Origin of the sequence: Streptomyces composti, assembly GCF_012034205.1 — a bacterium.
Lineage (GTDB): Bacteria > Actinomycetota > Actinomycetes > Streptomycetales > Streptomycetaceae > Streptomyces > Streptomyces composti.
The window spans coordinates 117490-136339 of sequence record NZ_JAATEM010000016.1; the positions used below are offsets into that span (position 1 = coordinate 117490).

Genomic DNA, 18850 nt, shown 5'->3' on the forward strand with positions numbered 1-18850 from the left:
AAGATCCGCGGGGCAGCCGGACGGGCGAGCACCCCTGCCGGGTCCGCCCTGGTGGCCGCCGGGCCCGGCGAGCACCCCTCACTCGCACGGGTGAACCTCCCGCGATCCCCCGCACACCACCCCGGACAACTCCCCTACGCTCGCGCCGAGTTCCCCCTGGCATATGCAATAGGCAAGGAAGCGCATGGTCGGCCCACCGCACGAAGCGACGCATCGCGTCTTCCAGCACGACCCCGGCCTCTTCAGCCGTGTCTCGCGCTTCCTGGGTGTCGACATGCCACCTCCGGTGGGCGCCGCGATCCTCCCCACCGACCTCACCGAGGCGAGCCCCGTCGAACGCCGGGTGGACACGCTCCTTCGCCTGGAGACCGCCGAGCAGGGATCCTTCCTCCTGGCCGTCGAGGCCCAGGGGAAGAAGCACCCGGAGAAGCAGGCGAGCTGGGCCTACTACGTCTCGTACCTGTGGACGAAGTACCGGCTGCCCACCGCCCTCCTGGTGGTCTGCCAGGACCACACCACCGCCAAGTGGGCCGGACAGCAGGTCAGCAGCGGGCCCGCCCAGGTGCCCACGCTCACCCTGCGCCCCCTGGTCGCCGGCCCGCACAACATGCCGGTCATCACCGACCCGGAGGAAGCCCGCGCCGATCTCGTCCTGACCAGCCTGTCGGCCATCACGCACGCCGCCGAACCGGCCGTCAACGGGATACTGAAGGCCCTGTCCGCAGGGTTGCAGAACGCGCCGGAGGCCGTCGCGGATCCCATCATCGAATTCACCGCTCAAGGCCTGGCAGAAGCCCGGCCAAGGATCTCTGGAGGAACCTGGTGGCCGTGGACCTGTCCTTCTACAAGTCGTACATCGCCGAGGAGATCCGCGAGGAAGGACGCACCGAGGGACGCGCCCAGGATGTCCTGCTCGTCCTCGAGCAGCGCGGTCTCGACATCCCCGACGCCGTACGCAGCCGCGTCCTGGACTGCCACGACCCCGAGATTTTCCGCCAATGGCTCGCACGAGCGGTGACCGCGGCCGAGGCGGAGGGAATCTTCGGGACGAGTGAGCCTGCGCCCCGGGGCGGCTACGAGTGGCCCAGTTCCGCCGAGTCCTCGTCCTGCGTGGCGGGGACGGAGCCGGAGTCGGGGGACGGGCGGAGGGGGAAGGGGTCGATCCGGGTCTCGTCGATGACCGGCGGGGCCGGGCGGGGCGGCTTCGGCATGACCGCCGCCTCGGAGTGGCCGCCGCAGCCGTAGGCGAGGGAGACCACGCGGCCGTCGGCCGGGGAGTACTCGTTGGCGCAGATGCCGAAGGCCTGGCCGAGGGAGCCGCCGATGGGGACGAGGAAGCCGCAGCTGACACAGGAGGCGGGGGCCGCCTGGGCCATCGGGGTCTTGGGGCCGAAGGCCTCCTCCCAGCGGTCGGCCGCGCTGTGCAGGCCGTAGCGGGACAGGACGCGGGCGCGGCCCATGCCCAGTTCCTCGGCGACCGCGGCGATGGACCCGCGCGCCGGGGCGGGCTGGTGCGCGGGCGTGCCCGGGGTGACCTCCGCGTCCTCCGCCTCGGCCAGGTCGGCGAACTCCCCGGAGAGCACCGAGTTGGGCGGGACCTCGTCCACGCCCGTGTAGCCGGGCTCGAGCCGCAGGTCCTCCGCGTCGGTGGGGAGCAGGTCGCCGGGGCCGAGATCGCCGGGGCGCAGCCGCTCGCTCCACGGCACCCACTCGGGTGCGAGCAGCGCGTCGGGGCCGGGCAGCAGCACCGCCTCGTCCACCGTGACGATCCTGGCGCGGGAGGCGCGGGCGACGGTGACGGCCCAGCGCCAGCCGCGGTAGCCGAGTTCCTTGCACTCGAAGAAGTGCGTGACGACCCGGTCGCCCTCGGAGACACAGCCTTCGTACTCGCCCACGACCCCGGGCGCGGCGGCTTCCTCGGCTGCGGCGCGCGCGAGGTCGACCGCCTCGGCGCACAGACGGTCGGGGGTCCGGCTTCGCGTTGCTGCGCTCACAGGTATCGCTTCTCTCCTACGCCGTCTCACGAGTGCGCCGCTCAAGCGCGGGGGGCGGACGGAGCGGACCGCTGGACCGCGTCGACATCCGCGCCGAATCGTGCTCGGGCGCGCCTCCATCCATTCTGCGGGATGGCTGAGATACGCACGCTACCTTCTCGCGTCCGCTGGGCCTACACCGACGGTTGATCTCGCCGTCCCGCGCGCCGCCGTCCGCCTCCGCCGTTGCGCCGGACAGCCCCACCGCCGCCGCGTCCGGGCCGACGGAGCACTAGAGAGCGCCGCGACGGGGCACTATGGCGTCGTGGCTACCGCGAGGACACCCCGGGGCGCCACCGGGAGCGGTGGGCCGGAAGGGGTCAAGGCAAGGCGGGCGGGCCGTCTCCGTGCGGTCGGCCGCGCGCTGCATCTCCCGTTCACCGGGGCCGCGCGCGGGATCCGCAAGGCCACCCATGCGCACGGCGCCGGGGAGTCCGGCCTCGGCAAGCTGATCGAGCTGCACGGCGTGAACGGCGCCGGCGACGTGATGATCACCGTGGCGCTCGCGTCGACCGTCTTCTTCTCCGTGCCGACGGACGAGGCCCGCGGGCGGGTCGCCCTCTACCTCGCCATCACCATGCTGCCCTTCACCCTGCTCGCCCCGGTCGTCGGCCCGCTGCTCGACCGGCTGCCGCACGGCCGCCGCGCGGCGATGGCCGGCGCGATGCTCGCCCGGGCGCTGCTGGCGCTGGTGCTGTCCGGGGCGGTCGTCAGCGGCAGCCTCCAGCTGTATCCGGCGGCGCTCGGCGTGCTGGTCGCCTCCAAGGCGTACGGGGTGGTCAGGAGCGCGGTCGTGCCGAGGCTGCTGCCGCCCACGTTCTCCCTGGTCAAGGCGAACTCGCGGGTCACCCTCGGCGGGCTGCTCGCCACCGGGATCGCCGCGCCGATCGGCGCCGGGCTGCAGCAGATCGGGCCTCGCTGGCCGCTCTACGGCGCGTTTGTGATCTTCGTCGCGGGGACGGTGCTGTCGTTCACCCTGCCGCCGAAGGTGGACTCCGCCAAGGGCGAGGACACCGCCCTGCTCGCCGCGGACGCCCGGCATCTGCACGGACCGCACCTGAAGCCGGTCAAGCGGCCGGGGCTGCGCACGGTCGGCCCGGCCGTCATCAACGCGCTCGGCGCCAACGCCTCGATCCGCTGCCTCACCGGCTTTCTGATCTTCTTCCTGGCGTTCCTGCTGCGCGAGCATCCGATGACCGGTCAGAGTGCCGCCGTGTCGCTGGGGATAGTGGGCGTGGCGGCAGGCACCGGCAACGCGCTCGGCACGGCGGTCGGCGCCTGGCTGAGATCGCGCGCCCCGGAGATCATCATCGTCACCGTGGTGGCCTGCGTCGCGGGGGCCGCGATCACCGCCGCGGTGTTCTTCGGCGCGTTCCTGGTCGCCTGTCTCGCCGCGATCGCCGGGTTCGCGCAGGCGCTGGCCAAGCTGTCCCTGGACGCGCTGATCCAGCGGGACGTGCCGGAGCTGGTGCGCACCTCGGCGTTCGCCCGCTCCGAGACGACGCTGCAGATGTCGTGGGTGCTGGGCGGCGCCATCGGCATCCTCATGCCGCTGATCGGCCCGCTGGGCCTCGCGGTCGGCGCGGGGATCGTCGGCACGGGCTGGCTGCTCACCGTCCGGGCGCTGATCGGTTCGGCCCGGCACGGGGGTACCCGGCGGGCGCGAGTGGCGTAACGCTCCGGCCACGCCGCACCCCCGCGTGGGAAGCGGACCGGATGCGCCCTATAGCCTTCGTGCCATGACCAGGTTGCAATCCGCTGTGCGACGCCGCCGCGCTGTCGCCGCCGCCGGCGCCGTATCCGCCGGACTGCTCGTCCTGTCGGCCTGTGACAAGCCCACGCCGCTGGCCACGATCACCGTGGGCGACTCCTCGGTGAGCTCCGAGGCCACCTGCGGCGGCGAGGGCGGGACGCTCAGGCCCGACGACATCAACAAGTGCCTGAAGGACAAGGGCGTCGAGGAGATCAAGGTCGATCCGGACGCCACCGTGCGCTTCGGTGTGGACCCGGACATCGCCGACGAGGGCTGGACCATCCTGATGAACGGCCGCCCGCTGACCGACTCCAGCACCAAGACGTACCGGACCATCCCCGGCAGCGTGTTCTTCAACGAGCAGTACGGCGCCCAGGGCGACTCGACCCTCGTGTCGATCAAGGAGGGCGAGGGCGACGCCACCGGCCTGTGGTCCTTCCGGCTGAAGAAGGACGCCTGATCACGACGTCCGCACGCATCCTCGTGGCCGCCGCGGTCCCCGCCGAACGGGACGCGGTGGCCCGGGCGTTCCCGGGGCGGGTGCGCGAGAGCGCCCTGCCCGGTGCGGCGCTGCACCGGATCACCGGCGGCCCCGACCTGCTCGCCGCCGGGGTCGGCCCGGCGCTCGCCGCCGCCTCCACCGCCGCCGCGCTCACCGCCGCGGCGCTGGACGGCCGTCCCTACGCCCTGGTGGTCTCCGCCGGGATCGCCGGGGGCTTCGCCCCGCGGGCGGCCGTCGGCTCCCTCGTCCTGGCCGACGAGATCACCGCCGCCGACCTGGGCGCCGAGACCGCCGAGGGCTTCGTGCCGGTGACCGGCCTCGGCTTCGGCACCGTCACCCACCGACCGCCGGCCGCCCTGGTGCGTGAGGTCGCCGCCGCGACCGGTGCGCTCACCGGCACCGTCCTGACCGTCTCCACGGTGACCGGCACCGCCGCCCGCGCCGAGGAGCTGCGCTCCCGCCATCCGCGGGCCCTGGCCGAGGCGATGGAGGGCTTCGGGGTCGCCGAGGCCGCCGCCGCGCACGGCGTGCCGGTGCTGGAGCTGCGGGCGGTGTCGAACCCCGTCGGCCCGCGCGACCGTGCCGCCTGGCGCATCGGCGACGCCCTGAGCGCCCTCACCGAGGGCTTCGGGAAGCTCGCGCCCGTCCTGCAGAGTTGGAACCCGCATGAGCAGTGAGCAGAACCAGCGGCAGCGGCTGCGGATCGCGTACTCGCCCTGCCCCAACGACACCTTCGTCTTCGACGCGCTCGCCCACGGCCGCGTCCCCGGCGCGCCCGCGCTGGACGTCACCTTCGCCGACATCGACATCACCAACGGCATGGCCGAACGCGGTGAGCTCGACGTGCTGAAGGTGTCCTACGCGGTGCTGCCGTACGTCCTGGACGACTACGCGCTGCTGCCCTGCGGGGGCGCGCTGGGCCGCGGCTGCGGGCCGCTGGTGCTGACCCGGGAGCCGGGCGCCGCCCTGGCGGGCGGCACCGTCGCCGTGCCGAGCGAGAAGTCCACGGCGTATCTGCTGTTCCGGCTGTGGGCGGCGGACGTGCTGCCGGACGGGGTGGGCCGGATCGTGGTGATGCCGTTCCACGAGATCATGCCGGCCGTGCGGGACGGCAAGGTCGACGCGGGCCTGGTCATCCACGAGGCGCGCTTCACGTACCAGAACTACGGGCTGCACAAGCTCGCCGACATGGGCGAGCACTGGGAGCACACCACCGGGCTGCCGATCCCGCTGGGCGCGATCATCGCCAGGCGGTCGCTGGGCGCGGATGCGCTGACGCGGCTCGCCGACGCCGTCCGCGCCTCGGTGCGGATGGCCTGGGACGACCCGGCCGCCTCCCGCCCCTACGTGATGGAGCACGCCCAGGAGATGGATCCGGCCGTCGCCGACCAGCACATCGGGCTGTATGTGAACGAGTTCACCGCGGCACTCGGCGAGGACGGCTATGCGGCCGTGCGGGGGCTGCTCACCCGTGCGGCGGCCGAGGGACTGGTACCGCCCCTCGGCCCCGACGCCCTGCGTTTTCCGTAGGTCTTCGTTCCGGGCCGTGCACCGTGCCTCAGACGTCCAGCTGGTCGGCGACCGCGCGCAGCAGGCCGGCGATCTTCTTGCCGGCCGCCTTGTCGGGGTAGCGGCCCCGCTCCAGCATCGGGGTGATGTTCTCCAGGAGCGTCGTCAGGTCCTGCACGATGGAGGCCAGCTCGTCGGGCTTCTTGCGCTGGGCCGCCGCGACCGACGGGGTCTCCAGGAGCGTCAGGGACAGGGCCTGGTCGCCGCGCTGCCCGGCGACCACGCCGAACTCCACGCGCTGACCCGGCTTGAGTGTCTCGACTCCGGCGGGGAGGACCGAGGAATGCACGAAGACGTCGCCGCCGTCGTCACGGGAGAGAAAGCCGAAGCCCTTCTCGCTGTTGAACCACTTGACCTTGCCGGTAGGCACGTCCGTCCTCGTCCTCGTACTCGTCGGAAAACTGCTTCTGAAACGGCTCTTGATAGCACTCGGGCGGGCCTGGTGACCCGCCGGTACCAAGGCTAATGGTCTCCAGGCCGGTGACAAGACGTCACCCGGTTGTTCCCCACGCGCTGGGAACTACCCTGGTCGGGTGCGTGACAAAACCCAAGCGAATTCCGCCGCGCCCGGTGACGGCCTGGTCCGTGCCGGTGCCGTCGTCTTCTTCATCGGCGCCGTGGCCACACTGGTCACGGTGGCCCCGCTGTTCCTCGGAACGGAGCCCTTTCCGACGTACATGTTCGGATTGAGCATGCTCATGGCGGTCGGATTCCTGATGGCGGGCGCGGGGGTTCTGCGCTCGGTCGCGGCGGGACGGCGTCAGGCCCGGGCGGGACGATAGTCCTCGCAGTAGTCCGAAAACCACCGGGGAAATTCCTGCAGATCGGCCAGAACGATGTCCGCACCGGCCGCGCGGAGCTCGTCCGGATTGCAGGGTCCGGTGGCGACGGCGACCGAGACCGCGCCGGCGGCCCTGGCTCCGCGCACGTCCCCGACGTGATCGCCCACATAGACGCTCGCACCGTGCTCGCGCAGGGCCACGGCCTTCTGCTCGGCCCACAGGTCGCCGATCACGGCGTCCGGCTCGAGGCCGAGGTGCTCCAGGTGCAGCTTGGCGTTCGGTTCGTGCTTGGCCGTGACGACGAGGGCGCGGCCGCCCGCCCGCTGCACGGCGCTGATCGCCTCACGGGCGCCGCTGAGGGCGAGCGTGGGCTCGATCGCGTACGCCGGGTACATGGACCGGTACAGCGCGGCCATCTCCTCCACCTGCTCGGCGGGGAACCAGTTGGCCATCTCCTCCGTCAGGGGCGGGCCCAGGCGGGTGACGGCGAGGTCGGCGTCGATGGGGGTGCCGGTGCGTTCCGCCAGCGCGACGTAGCAGGCGTGGATCCCCGGGCGGGAGTCGATCAGCGTCATGTCGAGATCGAATCCCACGGTGGGACCGGGCGGGGGGACGTGCACGTCGGTGGAAGCCATGGGTGCCATTGTCCAGGTCGGCTCCGGCCGCCCTTCCGGCGGAGGCGCACCGGCGCGCGTGCGGGCCGGCGCGGGCCGCACGGCCCGGGTCACCTGCGGCGCTGGGAGCGCCAGATCAGGAAGAGCGCGGAGGCGAGGGCGGCGCCGCGGACGACCCAGGGCCAGGTTCCGGCGATCGCCTCGTTCATCGCGCCCTCGGCGATCGGTTCGCCCCAGCGCCGGTCGGCCCTGCCCCACAGCCACACCACGCCCGACGTGAGCGCGAGGCCCGGCAGGATGACGACCGCCCACTTGACCTCCGCCGGGGTCAGCCGCCGCGAGGCGTAGGCGATCAGCCAGCCGAAGAGAAGAGCGAAGAGGTTGCCGAGCACCGTCCCGGCGATCAGCAGGCCTGCGGCGAGCAGGAGCATGGGGTTCTGCCAGCCCCGTTCGCGGGAGAGCAGGCGCAGGCGCCGGCGCCGGGAAGCCGCGGCGACCTCGGCCTGCGCCTCGAGCTCGCCCTCGGTCTCCGTCTCCGCCTGCTTCTCCTCCGGCTCCCTCGGCTGCGGCGGCCTGAGGAGTTCGGGGATCTCGATCCCGCCGGTGAAGCCGGGGACCTCGTCACCCACCCCGAGCGGGCCGCGGGCCTGCCACCAGTCGGGGCCGCGCGAGGCGTCCCCCAGCTCATCCATGCCGGCCCGGTGGGGCGGGGAGGGCCCGTCCGTTCGCGTTCGCTGTTCCCGCGCGGCCGGGGTGGCGGCCGTGGTGGAGGAGGCCGGCGCCTCCGCAGCGGCGTCCGGCAGGTCCGCGGGGCGGGTGCGGGGGACGACCTTCCGGAGCACACCCCTGCCGAACGTGCCCCGCCCGGCCTCCTCGCCGTGCTCACCCCGCTCACGGTCCCGCTGCAGCGGCACCGCCGCCCGCGCCTCCGGAGCCGCCGGCTTCGCGGCATCCTGCGCCCCCTCGGCGACCGCGGAGACCACCTCGTCCGGCGTGCCCAGGCGGGAGATGATCCGGCGGACCGCGGCCGGTGAGTCGACGACCGCCCTGGCCCGCCGCCGGTCGATCTCGTCCCGCAGCCGGGCGACCAGCCGCATGCGGTCCGACGACGGCAACTGCCGCTGCTGCGCCACGTCGCCGACCCGGCTCAGATACTCGTAGACGACCTGGTCACTCTCGATCCCCACGAAGTCCCCTCCGGGGCTGAAGTATTGGGACACCCGGTCGCACGACCGTATCGCGAGTCGCACCGGCCGACCCAGCTCCCGGGCCCCCCACGGCGTGGCCACCCGCTACCGTGAGTCGGATGAGCACCGAGGACAAGCCCGTGCCGGCCTCGTCGGCCGCGGCCCCCCGTTCCCTGGCTGAGGCGCTCAGGGGGCGGGACGACGCCTCCCTCGCCGCGCTGCTGCGCAGCAGGCCGGACCTCATCACGCCCGTGCCGACCGACCTGACCCAGCTGGCCACCCGCGCCGGGACCCGCGCCTCCGTGGTGCGCGCGCTGGAGCGGCTGGACCGGTTCGCGCTGCAGACCGCGGAGGCGCTCGCCGTGGCGTCGGACCCGGCGACGTACGAGGAACTGCTCGGCCTGATGGCGGGCGACGAGGGCGACCCGGCGGTCGCCGCCGCGCTGCCGCACGCGCTGGGCACGCTGCGCGAGCAGGCGCTGGTGTGGGGCGGCGACGACCGGCTGCGGCTGGTGCGCACCGCCCGTGAGCTGCTGTCCCCGTCGCCGCAGCACCCGTCCCCGACGGGTCTGGGGCCGACCGTGCAGGAGGCCACCGCCGGGATGTCTCCGGGGCGCATCCAGGAGATCCTGGCGGCCGCGGGGCTGCCGTCCACGCACGACTCGGTGTCCGCGGTGGCCGCGCTGACCGAGCTGTTCACCGACCGCCGGCGGATGGCGGCGCTGCTCGCCGACGCGCCGGCCGAGTCGCTCCAGGTGCTGGAACGGCTGGTGTGGGGCCCGCCGTACGGGCAGGTCACCGCCGACCCGGCGCCCAGGCTGCGCTGGCTGCTCGACCGGGGTCTGCTGCTGCCGACCGCGCCCGGCACGGTCGTACTGCCCCGCGAGGTGGCGCTGCATCTGCGCGGCGGCCGGGCGCACCGGACGCCGGAGCCCGTGCCGCCTCCGGTGGAGACCGCGGCGGCGCACCGTCCACAGGCTGTGGACGCGGCGGCGGCCGCGCAGGCGTACACCGCGCTGGCCACCGTCGAGGAGCTGCTGAAGGACTGGGACGAGGGCGGTCCCTCGGTGCTGCGGGCCGGGGGTCTGAGCGTGCGGGACCTCAAGCGCACCGCCGTCGCCCTGGACGTGCCGGAGCCGGTCGCCGCGTTCTGGGTGGAGCTGGCGTACGCGGCGGGCCTGATCGCCTCCGACGGTGAGGCGGACGAGCGGTACGCGGCCACCCCGGCGTACGACGAGTGGCGCGAGCAGCCGGCCGCCGAACGCTGGGCCCGGCTGGCGACCGCCTGGCTGACGGCCACCCGGGTCTCCGGCCTGGTCGGCGGCCGGGACGCGAAGGACCGCGCGCTCTCCGCGCTCGGCCCGGGTCTGGACCGCTCGGCGGCTGTGGAGGTGCGTCACCGGGTGCTGGCCCTGCTGGCCGGGCTTCCGGCGGGTGCCGCGCCGGTGCCGGAGTCGGTGCTCGCGCGGCTGCACTGGGAGCGCCCGCTGCGCGGCGGGCAGAACGGCCGCGGCGGGCAGAACACCGGGAGCGGCGCCGGGGGCGGCGAGGCGGGCGACGACCTGCGCAGCCGCATCGCCCGCTGGACCCTCTCCGAGACGGAACTGCTGGGGATCACCGGGCGCGGGGCGCTGTCCTCGCACGGGCGGGCGCTGATCGGCGCGCCCGCGCCGCCGGAGCCGGAGGCCGAGCCGGAGGGGCCGGGGGACAAGCTGCCGGTGCATCACCGGCCCGCCCCGCCGCTCGCGCCCCTGCCGCCGGCCGAGCAGGCCGCCGCCTCCGCCGCGGCAGCCCGGCTGCTGGCGCCCCAGCTGCCGGAGCCGCTGGACCATGTGCTGCTGCAGGCCGACCTGACCGCGGTGGCGCCCGGACCGTTGCAGCGGCCGCTGGCCGACATGCTGGGCGTACTGGCGGACGTGGAGTCCAAGGGCGGTGCGACCGTCTACCGGTTCACTCCGGGCTCGGTGCGGCGCGCCCTGGACGCCGGGCGGACCGCCGCCGATCTGCACGCCTTCCTCGCCGCGCACTCCCGCACCCCGGTGCCGCAGCCGCTGACGTACCTGATCGACGACGTCGCCCGGCGGCACGGGCAGCTGCGGGTCGGCGCCGCCTCCGCGTACGTCCGCTGCGACGACGACGCGATGCTGAACGAGATTCTCGCCGACCGGCGGGCCGCGGGACTGGGCCTGCGCCGGCTCGCGCCGACCGTGCTCGCGGCGCAGACGGACCCGGCCACGCTCCTCGAGGGGCTGCGCGCGATGGGGTTCGCGCCGGCCGCCGAGTCGGCGGAGGGCGATGTACTGATCAGCCGCGCCCACGCCTACCGCACCCCGCCGCGCTCGGCACCCGAACCGGTGCCGGAGGGGCCTCCCGTCCCCGACGACACGCTGCTGACGGCGGCGATCCGCGCCATCCGCGCGGGCGACCGCGCCTCCACCGCCCCGCGCAGGCAGATCGCCCCGGACAGCTCGGGGGACGGCGGCAGCGGCGGGCTGCCGCGCACCACGGCCGCCGAGACCCTCGCCGCCATGCAGGCGGCCGTCCTCACCGGCGAGGCCCTGTGGATCGGCTACGTCAACGCCGAGGGCGCCGCCAGCCAGCGCGTCGTCGCCCCGATCCGCGTCGAGGGCGGCTTCGTCACGGCGTACGACCACACCGCCGACGAGGTGCGGACGTATCCGCTGCACCGGATCACCGGCGTGGCGGAACTGGCCGAGGACGACTGAACGGGCCGGGAACGACCGAACGGGCCGGAGACGACCGAAGGGGCCGGGGCGCGCACGCCGCCGAGCCCGTCGGCAGCCGGTGGACCTCACACCTGCGGGTGTACGGCGGACTTCATGCACGCCACGCCGGAGACCTCCTACGACCGGGCGAACTCGGCGGCGTGTCCGCCTTCCGGGGCCGGCCGCGGGGCAGTCACCGGGTGTCCCTGAACGGGCCGGGCCCGGCCGACCGGGGGTCGGCCGGGCCCGTTCGTGTGCACCACGACAGAAAGACATCTCATGCGACGTGCCGCTCGCCGGGTCGCTGTCCCGGCGGTGGCGTGACTCTCTGGCGCGCTCCGCGCCTGCTCCGTTCTCGTTCTCTCGTTTCTCGCGGCCGGTCCCTGTCCCCGGGACCGGCCCGTCCCCGTACCAGGCTTCTGCGGCACGGGACGGGCCGCCCGTGCGGCTCCCGCTCGCCCTCGCCCTCCGCACCGCCGCCGCCTGCGTCCTGCTCGCCGGTGAACAACCTCACGCTGCCCGCGCCGAAGTAGCTCGTCCGCCCCGCCCCCGGCGGGCGGACGATCAGGCAGACTGGACGTTTGGCCGTGTGTGCCCGTGCCGAGCCCGTCGCAGAAAGGCAGCCGCGCGTGAATGGTCCGCTGATCGTCCAGTCCGACAAGACCCTGCTCCTCGAGGTCGACCACGAGCAGGCCGACGACTGCCGCCGCGCCATCGCGCCGTTCGCCGAACTGGAGCGGGCCCCCGAGCACATCCACACCTACCGGGTGACCCCGCTGGGCCTGTGGAACGCGCGGGCGGCGGGCCACGACGCGGAGCAGGTCGTCGACGCGCTGGTGCAGTACAGCCGCTACCCGGTGCCGCACGCGCTGCTGGTCGACATCGCCGAGACCATGGACCGCTACGGCCGGCTCAGCCTGGTCAAGCACCCGGCGCACGGGCTGGTCCTCACCACCACCGACCGGCCGGTCCTGGAGGAGGTGCTGCGCTCCAAGCGGATCGCCCCGCTGGTCGGCGCCCGGATCGATCCGGACACGGTGGCCGTGCACCCCTCGGAGCGCGGGCAGATCAAGCAGGTGCTGCTGAAGCTGGGCTGGCCCGCCGAGGACCTCGCCGGGTACGTCGACGGCGAGGCGCACCCCATCGAGCTGCGCGAGGAGGGCTGGAAGCTGCGGCCCTACCAGAAGCAGGCGGTGGAGAACTTCTGGCACGGCGGCAGCGGTGTCGTGGTGCTGCCCTGCGGCGCGGGCAAGACCCTGGTCGGGGCCGGTGCGATGGCGCAGGCGAAGTCGACCACGCTGATCCTGGTCACCAACACCGTCTCGGCCCGGCAGTGGAAGCACGAGCTGGTGCGGCGCACCTCCCTCACCGAGGACGAGATCGGCGAGTACAGCGGGACGAAGAAGGAGATCCGTCCGGTCACCATCGCCACGTACCAGGTGCTGACGACCAAGCGGAAGGGTGTCTACCCGCACCTGGAGCTGTTCGACTCCCGGGACTGGGGTCTGATCGTCTACGACGAGGTGCATCTGCTGCCCGCGCCCGTCTTCAAGTTCACCGCCGACCTCCAGGCCCGGCGCCGGCTGGGCCTGACCGCCACGCTGGTGCGTGAGGACGGCCGCGAGTCGGACGTGTTCTCACTGATCGGCCCCAAGCGGTTCGACGCGCCGTGGAAGGAGATCGAGGCGCAGGGCTACATCGCGCCCGCCGACTGCGTGGAGGTCCGTGTCAACCTCACCGACTCCGAGCGGCTCGCCTACGCCACCGCCGAGATGGAGGAGAAGTACCGCTTCTGCGCCACCACGGACACCAAGCGGAAGGTCACCGAGGCGATCGTCCGGCGGTTCGAGGGCCAGCAGATCCTCGTGATCGGCCAGTACATCGACCAGCTCGACGAGCTCGGGGAGCACCTGGGCGCGCCGGTGATCAAGGGCGAGACGTCCAACGCGCAGCGGGAGAAGCTGTTCGACGCGTTCCGCGAGGGCGAGATCAACGTCCTGGTGGTGTCGAAGGTGGCGAACTTCTCCATCGACCTGCCCGAGGCGACGGTCGCCATCCAGGTGTCGGGGACCTTCGGCTCCCGCCAGGAGGAGGCCCAGCGGCTCGGCCGCGTGCTGCGTCCCAAGGCGGACGGCCATCAGGCGCACTTCTACTCGGTGGTCGCCCGCGACACCATCGACCAGGACTTCGCCGCCCACCGCCAGCGCTTCCTCGCCGAACAGGGCTACGCCTACCGGATCATGGACGCGGACGAACTCCTGGCGGAGAGCTGAGCGTCAGCCCTCCGGCAGGCTCGTCACCAGCATCATCTGGAACGGCGACGGCATCAGCGACAGGGCCGCCGCCGGCGCCCGTCACATCGACCAGCGGTGCGTCCTGGGCGGCACCCACGAGGTGAGCCATGCCCCGAGGGTCAGCAGACCGCCGTGGACCGTCGTGCCCTCGATCAGGGCCAGCCGGGTCATGAGCGCCTGCGAGCAGTCGTCGGGGCCGCAGGAGTCGGTCGCCATGGGAGAGAGCCCGCCGAAGAACAGTGCGGCCGGGCCGAGGAAGACAGGATCGCGGTCGCGACAGCCGGCGCCGCCCAGGCTCGGCGATCGTGGTCGCCGGCAGCCGGGTGCGGGACCGCGGGGTTCGCGGTGATCGGGTGAGGGCTCGACCGGCTCATACCGCCAGTGAAGCCGCGGGCCGGTGCCCGGGCACCGGTCGGCGTACTCACTCCGCAGGGGCGGCAGTACTCAGGCACCGGTGTGCTCAGGAGCGGGTGGGGTCCTTGCGCCGGACGCCGGACTCCTCGGCGTACTCACCGAGGACGACGACGTCGAAGGCGGCGCGCAGGAAGACCCTGACGGCGCGGAGGGCGTCGCCGAGCCAGTGGTGGTGTTCGCCGCGCAGGGGGGTGGCGCCGGCCGGTGGCCGGCCCGGTGGGGTGACTGGGTGGATGGCTGCTGCACTCATGTCTCCATGGTGGCTCCGCCGGCCCCTGCGAAGCATCGGTCCAAAGGCCCCATTGCCGGGCTCGCGAGTACGTCTCCCGGCCGACGGGAAAGGGCCGCCGCCCGCCGCGGGGATGTACCCGCCCCCTAGGGGTCGGCCGGCGAAAAGGGGTGCACCGGGAAGGGAACCGGGAGGGCACCGGGCGCCGGAAATTCATTTGGCGGCCGCCCCGTTGCGTCCCTAGAATCACCGCCCTTGCCCGCCTCCCCTCACCGGAGTGCCGCCGACCGGACGGAAACCGGCCGGCATCTCGCATGCCCACCTCGCACAGGTCCCTCGGAGGCACCCCCTTGTCCAGCGCCGGCCCCCTGTCCCGTGAGCGCGCCCATCTCGCCGCGTCCCGAGCCGCTCTGCGCGCCATGCGGGAGGACGTCGAGGCCCTCGACATCAGCGACGTCACCGCGAACTGGGTCAACGCCCAGGTGCTCCAGCGCCAGATCGAGCAGCGCATCAAGGCGCTGGCCGACCTCAGCGACACCCCGCTGTTCTTCGGCCGCCTCGACTATCTGCACGCCCCCGGCGCCGAGCAGGCGGAGGGCGCCCGGGGCGAGTCCTTCTACATCGGGCGCCGTCACGTGCACGACGCGGACGGCGACCCGATGGTGATCGACTGGCGCGCGCCGGTGTCCCAGCCGTTCTACCGGGCGTCCAAGAAGGACCCGATGGACATCGCGCTGCGCCGCCGCTTCGGCTACACCGGCGGCGAGCTGACCGCCTACGAGGACGAGCACCTGTCGGACCCGGCGGAGGCGGCGCGGACCAGCAGGCTGCTCCAGCAGGAGATCGAGCGCCCGCGCGTGGGCCCGATGCGGGACATCGTCGCCACCATCCAGCCCGAGCAGGACGAGATCGTACGGTCCGGCCTGGCGGGCAGCGTCTGTGTGCAGGGCGGCCCCGGCACCGGCAAGACCGCCGTCGGCCTGCACCGGGTCGCCTACCTCCTCTACGCGCACCGCGAGCGCCTGGCCCGCACGGGCACCCTGGTGGTCGGCCCCAACCGTTCCTTCCTGCACTACATCGAGCAGGTGCTGCCCGCGCTGGGCGAACTGACCGTCGCGCAGGCCACGGTGGACGACCTGGTGGCCCATGTCGAGGTGCGCGCCACCGACGACACCCGGGCCGCGACCGTCAAGGGCGACGCACGCATGGCCGAGGTGCTGCGCCGCGCCCTCTACTCCCACGTCACCATGCCCACGGAACCGGTGGTCGTGGTCCGCGGCTCCCGCCGCTGGCGCGTCCCGGCGTACGAACTCGAGGAGATCGTCCGGCAGTTGCTGGAGCGGGACATCCGTTACGGCGCCGCCCGGGAGGCACTGCCGCAGCGCATCGCGCATGCCGTGCTGGTGCGGATGGAGCGGGCCGGGGAGGCGCCGGACGACCGGGTGCAGGACGCGGTGGCCCGCAACAGCGCCGTGAAGGCGGCGGTGAAGGCGATCTGGCCGCAGGTGGACCCGGCGAAGCTGGTGCTGCGGCTGCTCGGCGACGCCGAGTTCCTGGCCGAGCACTCCGCCGGGCTGCTCGACGAGGACGAGCGCAAGGCGATCCTGTGGCCGAAGCCGGCCCGCTCGGTGAAGTCGGCGAAGTGGTCCGCGGCGGACGCGGTCCTGATCGACGAGGCGGCGGATCTGATCCGTCGCACGCCGTCCCTGGGCCATGTCGTCCTCGACGAGGCGCAGGACCTCTCCCCCATGCAGTACCGGGCGGTCGGGCGCCGCTGCTCCACCGGTTCGGCCACCGTCCTCGGCGACCTGGCGCAGGGCACCACCCCGTGGGCGACCCGCAGCTGGCAGGAGGCCCTGGCCCACCTGGGCAAGCCGGACGCGGCGGTCGAGGAGCTCACGGCCGGCTTCCGCGTCCCCACGGACGTCATCGGCTACGCCTCCCGCCTGCTCCCGCACATCGCACCGGGCCTGACCCCGGTGACCTCCATCCGCGAGAACCCGGGCCTCTTCGAGATCCGCGGCGTCAGCCAGGACTCCCAAGTCGTCTCCGCCTGCGAGGAGTTGCTGCGGAACGAGGGCTCCGTGGGTCTGATCGCCGCCGACCCCCGCATCCCGCGGCTGTCCGAGGCCCTCGCGAGGGCGGGCCTGCCGCATCTGTCCCCGGGCGAGGAGACCACCGAGGGCACCCGCCTGACCCTGGTCCCCGCCTCCCTGGCGAAGGGCCTGGAGTACGACTACGTGGTCCTCGACGAGCCTTCGGCCGTGGTCGACGCCGAACCGGACGAGCCCACCGGCCTGCGCCGCCTCTACGTGGCCCTCACCCGAGCGGTCTCCGGCCTGATCATCACCCACACCGCCCCGCTGCCGGAGCAGCTGACGGCCTGATCGGCCGCCCCGGCGCGCCACAGGCCCCGCGAGCGGGACGGCGACCCGTTGGGCGGCGCGGGCCCGTGCCCCCGTGCGGCTCCGCACCGCGCGGGCGCCTCCAGCCCCCGTCCGCCCAGCTCCCGGGAAGGCACGGAGAACCCGCGCCCTCTCACGCGTCCAGCACTGCCCTCCAGCCGGCGACCGCCTCCGCGGAGACCGGCCCGCCCCACCCTTCAGGACGCGCGGCTCCGCCGATGTGGAACGCCTCGATGCCCGCCGCCCTCAACGCCGGCACGTGGTCGAGCCGCAGGCCGCCGCCCACGAGAAGCTGCTGCTCATACCCCGGTTCCCCCTGCAACCCCGCTTCCCGCACCAGCGTCGGCAGTCCCGCGTCCACCCCGTCCGCCGACCCGGCGGTCAGGTACGTGTCCAGCCCCGGCAGCCCGTCCAGCTGCTTGCGCAGCGCGTCGCGGTCCGCGGCGCGGTCGATGGCCCGGTGGAACGTCCACCTGCACCCGTCCAGCGCCGCGACGACCCGCTCCACCGCGTCCAGGTCCACGGTCCCGTCGGCGTGCAGAAAACCCAGCACGAACTCCTCGGCGCCGGCCGCCCGCAGCTCCCCCGCGACCCCGACCAGCCGGTCGACGTCCCCCGCGGCGAAGCCGTCCGCCAGGCGCAGCATCACCCGCAGGGGGAGGCCGACCGCCGCGCGGATCGCGGCCACCGTCCGGGGCGAGGGCGTGAGCCCGTCCGCCGCCATGTCGGTGACCAGTTCGAGGCGGTCCGCACCTCCGGCCCGGGCGGCGACCGCGTCCTCGACGTCGAGGGCGATCACCTCCAGGACTGCACGCTTGCTCATGGAACCTCATTCCTCGGCGTCGGGCGGCTACGGCGGCTCCGGGCCGCAGGGCCCGAGAGGTCTAGTCCAATCTAGACTACGCCCCTCGCCCGGTCAGTCACCGAGGATGTTCAGCTCCGCCGCCTCCACCCCCGCCAGCTCGTAGGGCCGGTCCGCGGGACGCCCCGCGTACAGGCGCAGCAGCGTCGAGCCGTCCCCGATGAACCGGGCCGGCGGGCGCTGCCCCGTCACGTCCCCGAGCCGCAGCGGCTCGTCCGCGTCGTCGAGGTCGGCGTGCACCGGCACATGCCCTCGCTCCGTGGTGACCTGCGCCAGCAGGGCCAGCGCGTACGGCAGCCCCGTGCCCGCGTACGCGCCGGGCTCGCCGAAGGCCACCCGCACATCACCGGCGTGCACCCACTCGCCCAGCGCGATCAGGTCCAGCGCACCGCCCGCCTCGGCGAACACCGGGCCCGCCTCGGTCATCCCGCGTTCCAGCTCGTCCACGACCTGGGCGTTGCTCCACCCGGCCCGCTCGGCGATGTCCCGGTCGTTGGACTCGGGCGAGAAGACACCCTTCTCGAAGCGGTTCTCCACCACCCGGGTCAGCGCGGCCGAACAGTGCGCCAGCACATCCCGCACCGTCCACGCGGGGCAGGCCGCCACCGGCAGCGCGAAGTCCTCCTCCGCCCTGCTGCGCAGCAGAGGGATCAGCGCGTCCCGCTCCACGGTCAGCAGCCGCCCGGGCAGCTCGGGGTCACGTACGTTCTGCACATCCGCAGGAGTCGTCATGCCCCTACGCTAGGCCTTCCGCCGCGCGGGATCTTCCCGGTCGTCGCGGCCGGAACGGACCGGGGGCACGACAATGGGGCCATGTCCGACACCGACGCCCTGCGCGCCCGTTTCGCCCGAGCCCTCGAAGGTGCCCGCGGTGGCGCCGACGGGCCCGATCCCGGGCCCTACGCCGACAACCTGCTCAAGCGGTGGCGGGAGCCGCAGCGGCACTATCACACGGTCGCGCATCTCACGGCGGTGCTGGACCACGTCGACGAGCTGCAGGCGTACGCCGACGACCCCGACGTGGTGCGGCTGGCGGCCTGGTTCCACGACGCGGTGTATCTGCCGGAGCGGTCGGAGAACGAGGAGCGGTCGGCGCGGCTCGCGGAGCGGGCGCTGCCCGAGGCCGGGGTGCCGGAGGGCAAGGTCGCCGAAGTGGCACGGCTGGTGCGGCTCACGGTCACGCACGACCCCGCGGACGACGACCGCGACGGGCAGGTGCTGTGCGACGCCGACCTGGCGGTCCTCGGAACGCCGCCGTCCGCCTACGCCCACTACACGGCGGCCGTCCGCGAGGAGTACCACTTCGTGCCCGCGGACGCCTTCCGCGAGGGGCGGGCCGCGGTGCTGCGGCAGCTCCTCGAGCTGCCGCGTCTGTTCCGCACGCCCTACGGCCGGGAGCACTGGGAGGCCACCGCCCGCCACAACATGCGCGGGGAGCTGGACATGCTGTCGCAGCCGGTGCCGCCGCCCTCGTAGCCTG

The 18850-nt window shown here is 73.8% G+C and carries 17 protein-coding genes and 1 pseudogene; 10 read left to right on the plus strand and 8 right to left on the minus strand.

Annotated elements, in window-relative coordinates:
• Positions 1-184: 184 nt before the first annotated feature.
• A pseudogene (locus HCJ93_RS15130) lies at positions 185-1044 on the plus strand (hypothetical protein); the annotation flags it as partial.
• 29 nt (positions 1045-1073) lie between these two features.
• Here HCJ93_RS15130 and HCJ93_RS15135 read toward each other — a convergent pair.
• Positions 1074-1994: a DUF3027 domain-containing protein gene (locus HCJ93_RS15135; RefSeq protein ID WP_167996211.1), complete on the minus strand. Its 921-nt coding sequence runs from the start codon at positions 1992-1994 to the stop codon at positions 1074-1076.
• A 304-nt stretch (positions 1995-2298) separates the two neighbouring features.
• Here HCJ93_RS15135 and HCJ93_RS15140 point away from each other — a divergent pair, with 304 nt between their 5' ends.
• From HCJ93_RS15140 to HCJ93_RS15155, 4 genes are all read left to right on the plus strand, one after another.
• Positions 2299-3708: an MFS transporter gene (locus HCJ93_RS15140; RefSeq protein WP_167996212.1), complete on the plus strand. Its 1410-nt coding sequence runs from the start codon at positions 2299-2301 to the stop codon at positions 3706-3708.
• A gap of 64 nt (positions 3709-3772) precedes the next feature.
• The gene (locus tag HCJ93_RS15145) at positions 3773-4246 is read left to right on the plus strand and encodes a DUF2771 domain-containing protein (RefSeq protein WP_206317442.1); all 474 of its coding nucleotides are present in this window, start codon (positions 3773-3775) and stop codon (positions 4244-4246) included.
• The gene (locus tag HCJ93_RS15150) at positions 4216-4965 is read left to right on the plus strand and encodes a futalosine hydrolase (RefSeq protein ID WP_309141408.1); all 750 of its coding nucleotides are present in this window, start codon (positions 4216-4218) and stop codon (positions 4963-4965) included. The genes HCJ93_RS15145 and HCJ93_RS15150 overlap by 31 nt, the downstream gene beginning before the upstream one ends.
• Positions 4955-5818, plus strand: a complete 864-nt coding sequence (locus HCJ93_RS15155) for a 1,4-dihydroxy-6-naphtoate synthase (protein ID WP_167996214.1) — start codon at positions 4955-4957, stop codon at positions 5816-5818. Before HCJ93_RS15150 ends, HCJ93_RS15155 begins: the two co-directional genes overlap by 11 nt.
• Before the next feature lie 28 nt (positions 5819-5846).
• Here the strand turns inward: HCJ93_RS15155 and HCJ93_RS29865 are convergent, their stop codons facing one another.
• Complete coding sequence (locus HCJ93_RS29865; protein ID WP_167996215.1) at positions 5847-6227, minus strand: cold-shock protein; 381 nt, start codon at positions 6225-6227, stop codon at positions 5847-5849.
• A gap of 163 nt (positions 6228-6390) precedes the next feature.
• On the opposite strand from HCJ93_RS29865, the gene HCJ93_RS15165 reads away from it, so the two are divergent.
• The gene (locus HCJ93_RS15165) at positions 6391-6639 is read left to right on the plus strand and encodes a hypothetical protein (protein ID WP_167996216.1); all 249 of its coding nucleotides are present in this window, start codon (positions 6391-6393) and stop codon (positions 6637-6639) included.
• Here HCJ93_RS15165 and HCJ93_RS15170 read toward each other — a convergent pair.
• Positions 6618-7274, minus strand: a complete 657-nt coding sequence (locus tag HCJ93_RS15170; protein WP_167996217.1) for an HAD family hydrolase — start codon at positions 7272-7274, stop codon at positions 6618-6620. The two genes, HCJ93_RS15165 and HCJ93_RS15170, sit on opposite strands and share 22 nt — an antisense overlap.
• Before the next feature lie 89 nt (positions 7275-7363).
• Entirely contained in the window at positions 7364-8440 is a 1077-nt protein-coding gene (locus HCJ93_RS15175) for a hypothetical protein (RefSeq protein WP_167996218.1), read from the minus strand.
• 119 nt (positions 8441-8559) lie between these two features.
• Between HCJ93_RS15175 and HCJ93_RS15180 the strand changes: the two genes are divergently transcribed.
• Both HCJ93_RS15180 and HCJ93_RS15185 read left to right on the plus strand, forming a co-directional pair.
• On the plus strand, positions 8560-11166 hold the full coding sequence (locus tag HCJ93_RS15180; RefSeq protein WP_167996219.1) for a helicase C-terminal domain-containing protein: 2607 nt from the start codon (positions 8560-8562) through the stop codon (positions 11164-11166).
• 629 nt (positions 11167-11795) lie between these two features.
• A complete protein-coding gene (locus HCJ93_RS15185) occupies positions 11796-13439 on the plus strand; it encodes a DNA repair helicase XPB (RefSeq protein WP_167996220.1) in 1644 nt (547 codons plus the stop codon).
• Positions 13440-13520: 81 nt separating this feature from the next.
• Here HCJ93_RS15185 and HCJ93_RS29525 read toward each other — a convergent pair whose 3' ends face one another.
• Entirely contained in the window at positions 13521-13676 is a 156-nt protein-coding gene (locus tag HCJ93_RS29525) for a hypothetical protein (protein WP_240967617.1), read from the minus strand.
• Positions 13677-13920: 244 nt separating this feature from the next.
• Positions 13921-14124, minus strand: a complete 204-nt coding sequence (locus HCJ93_RS15195) for a hypothetical protein (RefSeq protein WP_206317444.1) — start codon at positions 14122-14124, stop codon at positions 13921-13923.
• 293 nt (positions 14125-14417) lie between these two features.
• On the opposite strand from HCJ93_RS15195, the gene HCJ93_RS15200 reads away from it, so the two are divergent.
• Entirely contained in the window at positions 14418-16490 is a 2073-nt protein-coding gene (locus HCJ93_RS15200; RefSeq protein ID WP_167996222.1) for a HelD family protein, read from the plus strand.
• A 151-nt stretch (positions 16491-16641) separates the two neighbouring features.
• Here HCJ93_RS15200 and HCJ93_RS15205 read toward each other — a convergent pair whose 3' ends face one another.
• Positions 16642-17331, minus strand: a complete 690-nt coding sequence (locus HCJ93_RS15205) for a copper homeostasis protein CutC (protein WP_167996223.1) — start codon at positions 17329-17331, stop codon at positions 16642-16644.
• Between the two features lie 93 nt (positions 17332-17424).
• Complete coding sequence (locus tag HCJ93_RS15210) at positions 17425-18102, minus strand: maleylpyruvate isomerase family mycothiol-dependent enzyme (protein ID WP_167996224.1); 678 nt, start codon at positions 18100-18102, stop codon at positions 17425-17427.
• Between the two features lie 81 nt (positions 18103-18183).
• Between HCJ93_RS15210 and HCJ93_RS15215 the strand changes: the two genes are divergently transcribed.
• Positions 18184-18846, plus strand: a complete 663-nt coding sequence (locus tag HCJ93_RS15215; protein ID WP_167996225.1) for an HD domain-containing protein — start codon at positions 18184-18186, stop codon at positions 18844-18846.
• The last annotated feature ends 4 nt before the right edge of the window (positions 18847-18850 follow it).

Bases quoted from the DNA above. Each gene is read 5' to 3' on its own strand.
- HCJ93_RS15145 (WP_206317442.1), top strand. From the start codon at position 3,773: ATGACCAGGTTGCAATCCGCTGTGCGACGCCGCCGCGCTGTCGCCGCC.
- HCJ93_RS15155 (WP_167996214.1), top strand. From the start codon at position 4,955: ATGAGCAGTGAGCAGAACCAGCGGCAGCGGCTGCGGATCGCGTACTCG.
- HCJ93_RS15170 (WP_167996217.1), bottom strand. From the start codon at position 7,274: ATGGCTTCCACCGACGTGCACGTCCCCCCGCCCGGTCCCACCGTGGGA.
- HCJ93_RS15180 (WP_167996219.1), top strand. From the start codon at position 8,560: ATGAGCACCGAGGACAAGCCCGTGCCGGCCTCGTCGGCCGCGGCCCCC.
- HCJ93_RS29525 (WP_240967617.1), bottom strand. From the start codon at position 13,676: ATGGCGACCGACTCCTGCGGCCCCGACGACTGCTCGCAGGCGCTCATG.
- HCJ93_RS15195 (WP_206317444.1), bottom strand. From the start codon at position 14,124: ATGAGTGCAGCAGCCATCCACCCAGTCACCCCACCGGGCCGGCCACCG.
- HCJ93_RS15200 (WP_167996222.1), top strand. From the start codon at position 14,418: ATGCCCACCTCGCACAGGTCCCTCGGAGGCACCCCCTTGTCCAGCGCC.
- HCJ93_RS15205 (WP_167996223.1), bottom strand. From the start codon at position 17,331: ATGAGCAAGCGTGCAGTCCTGGAGGTGATCGCCCTCGACGTCGAGGAC.
- HCJ93_RS15210 (WP_167996224.1), bottom strand. From the start codon at position 18,102: ATGACGACTCCTGCGGATGTGCAGAACGTACGTGACCCCGAGCTGCCC.
- HCJ93_RS15215 (WP_167996225.1), top strand. From the start codon at position 18,184: ATGTCCGACACCGACGCCCTGCGCGCCCGTTTCGCCCGAGCCCTCGAA.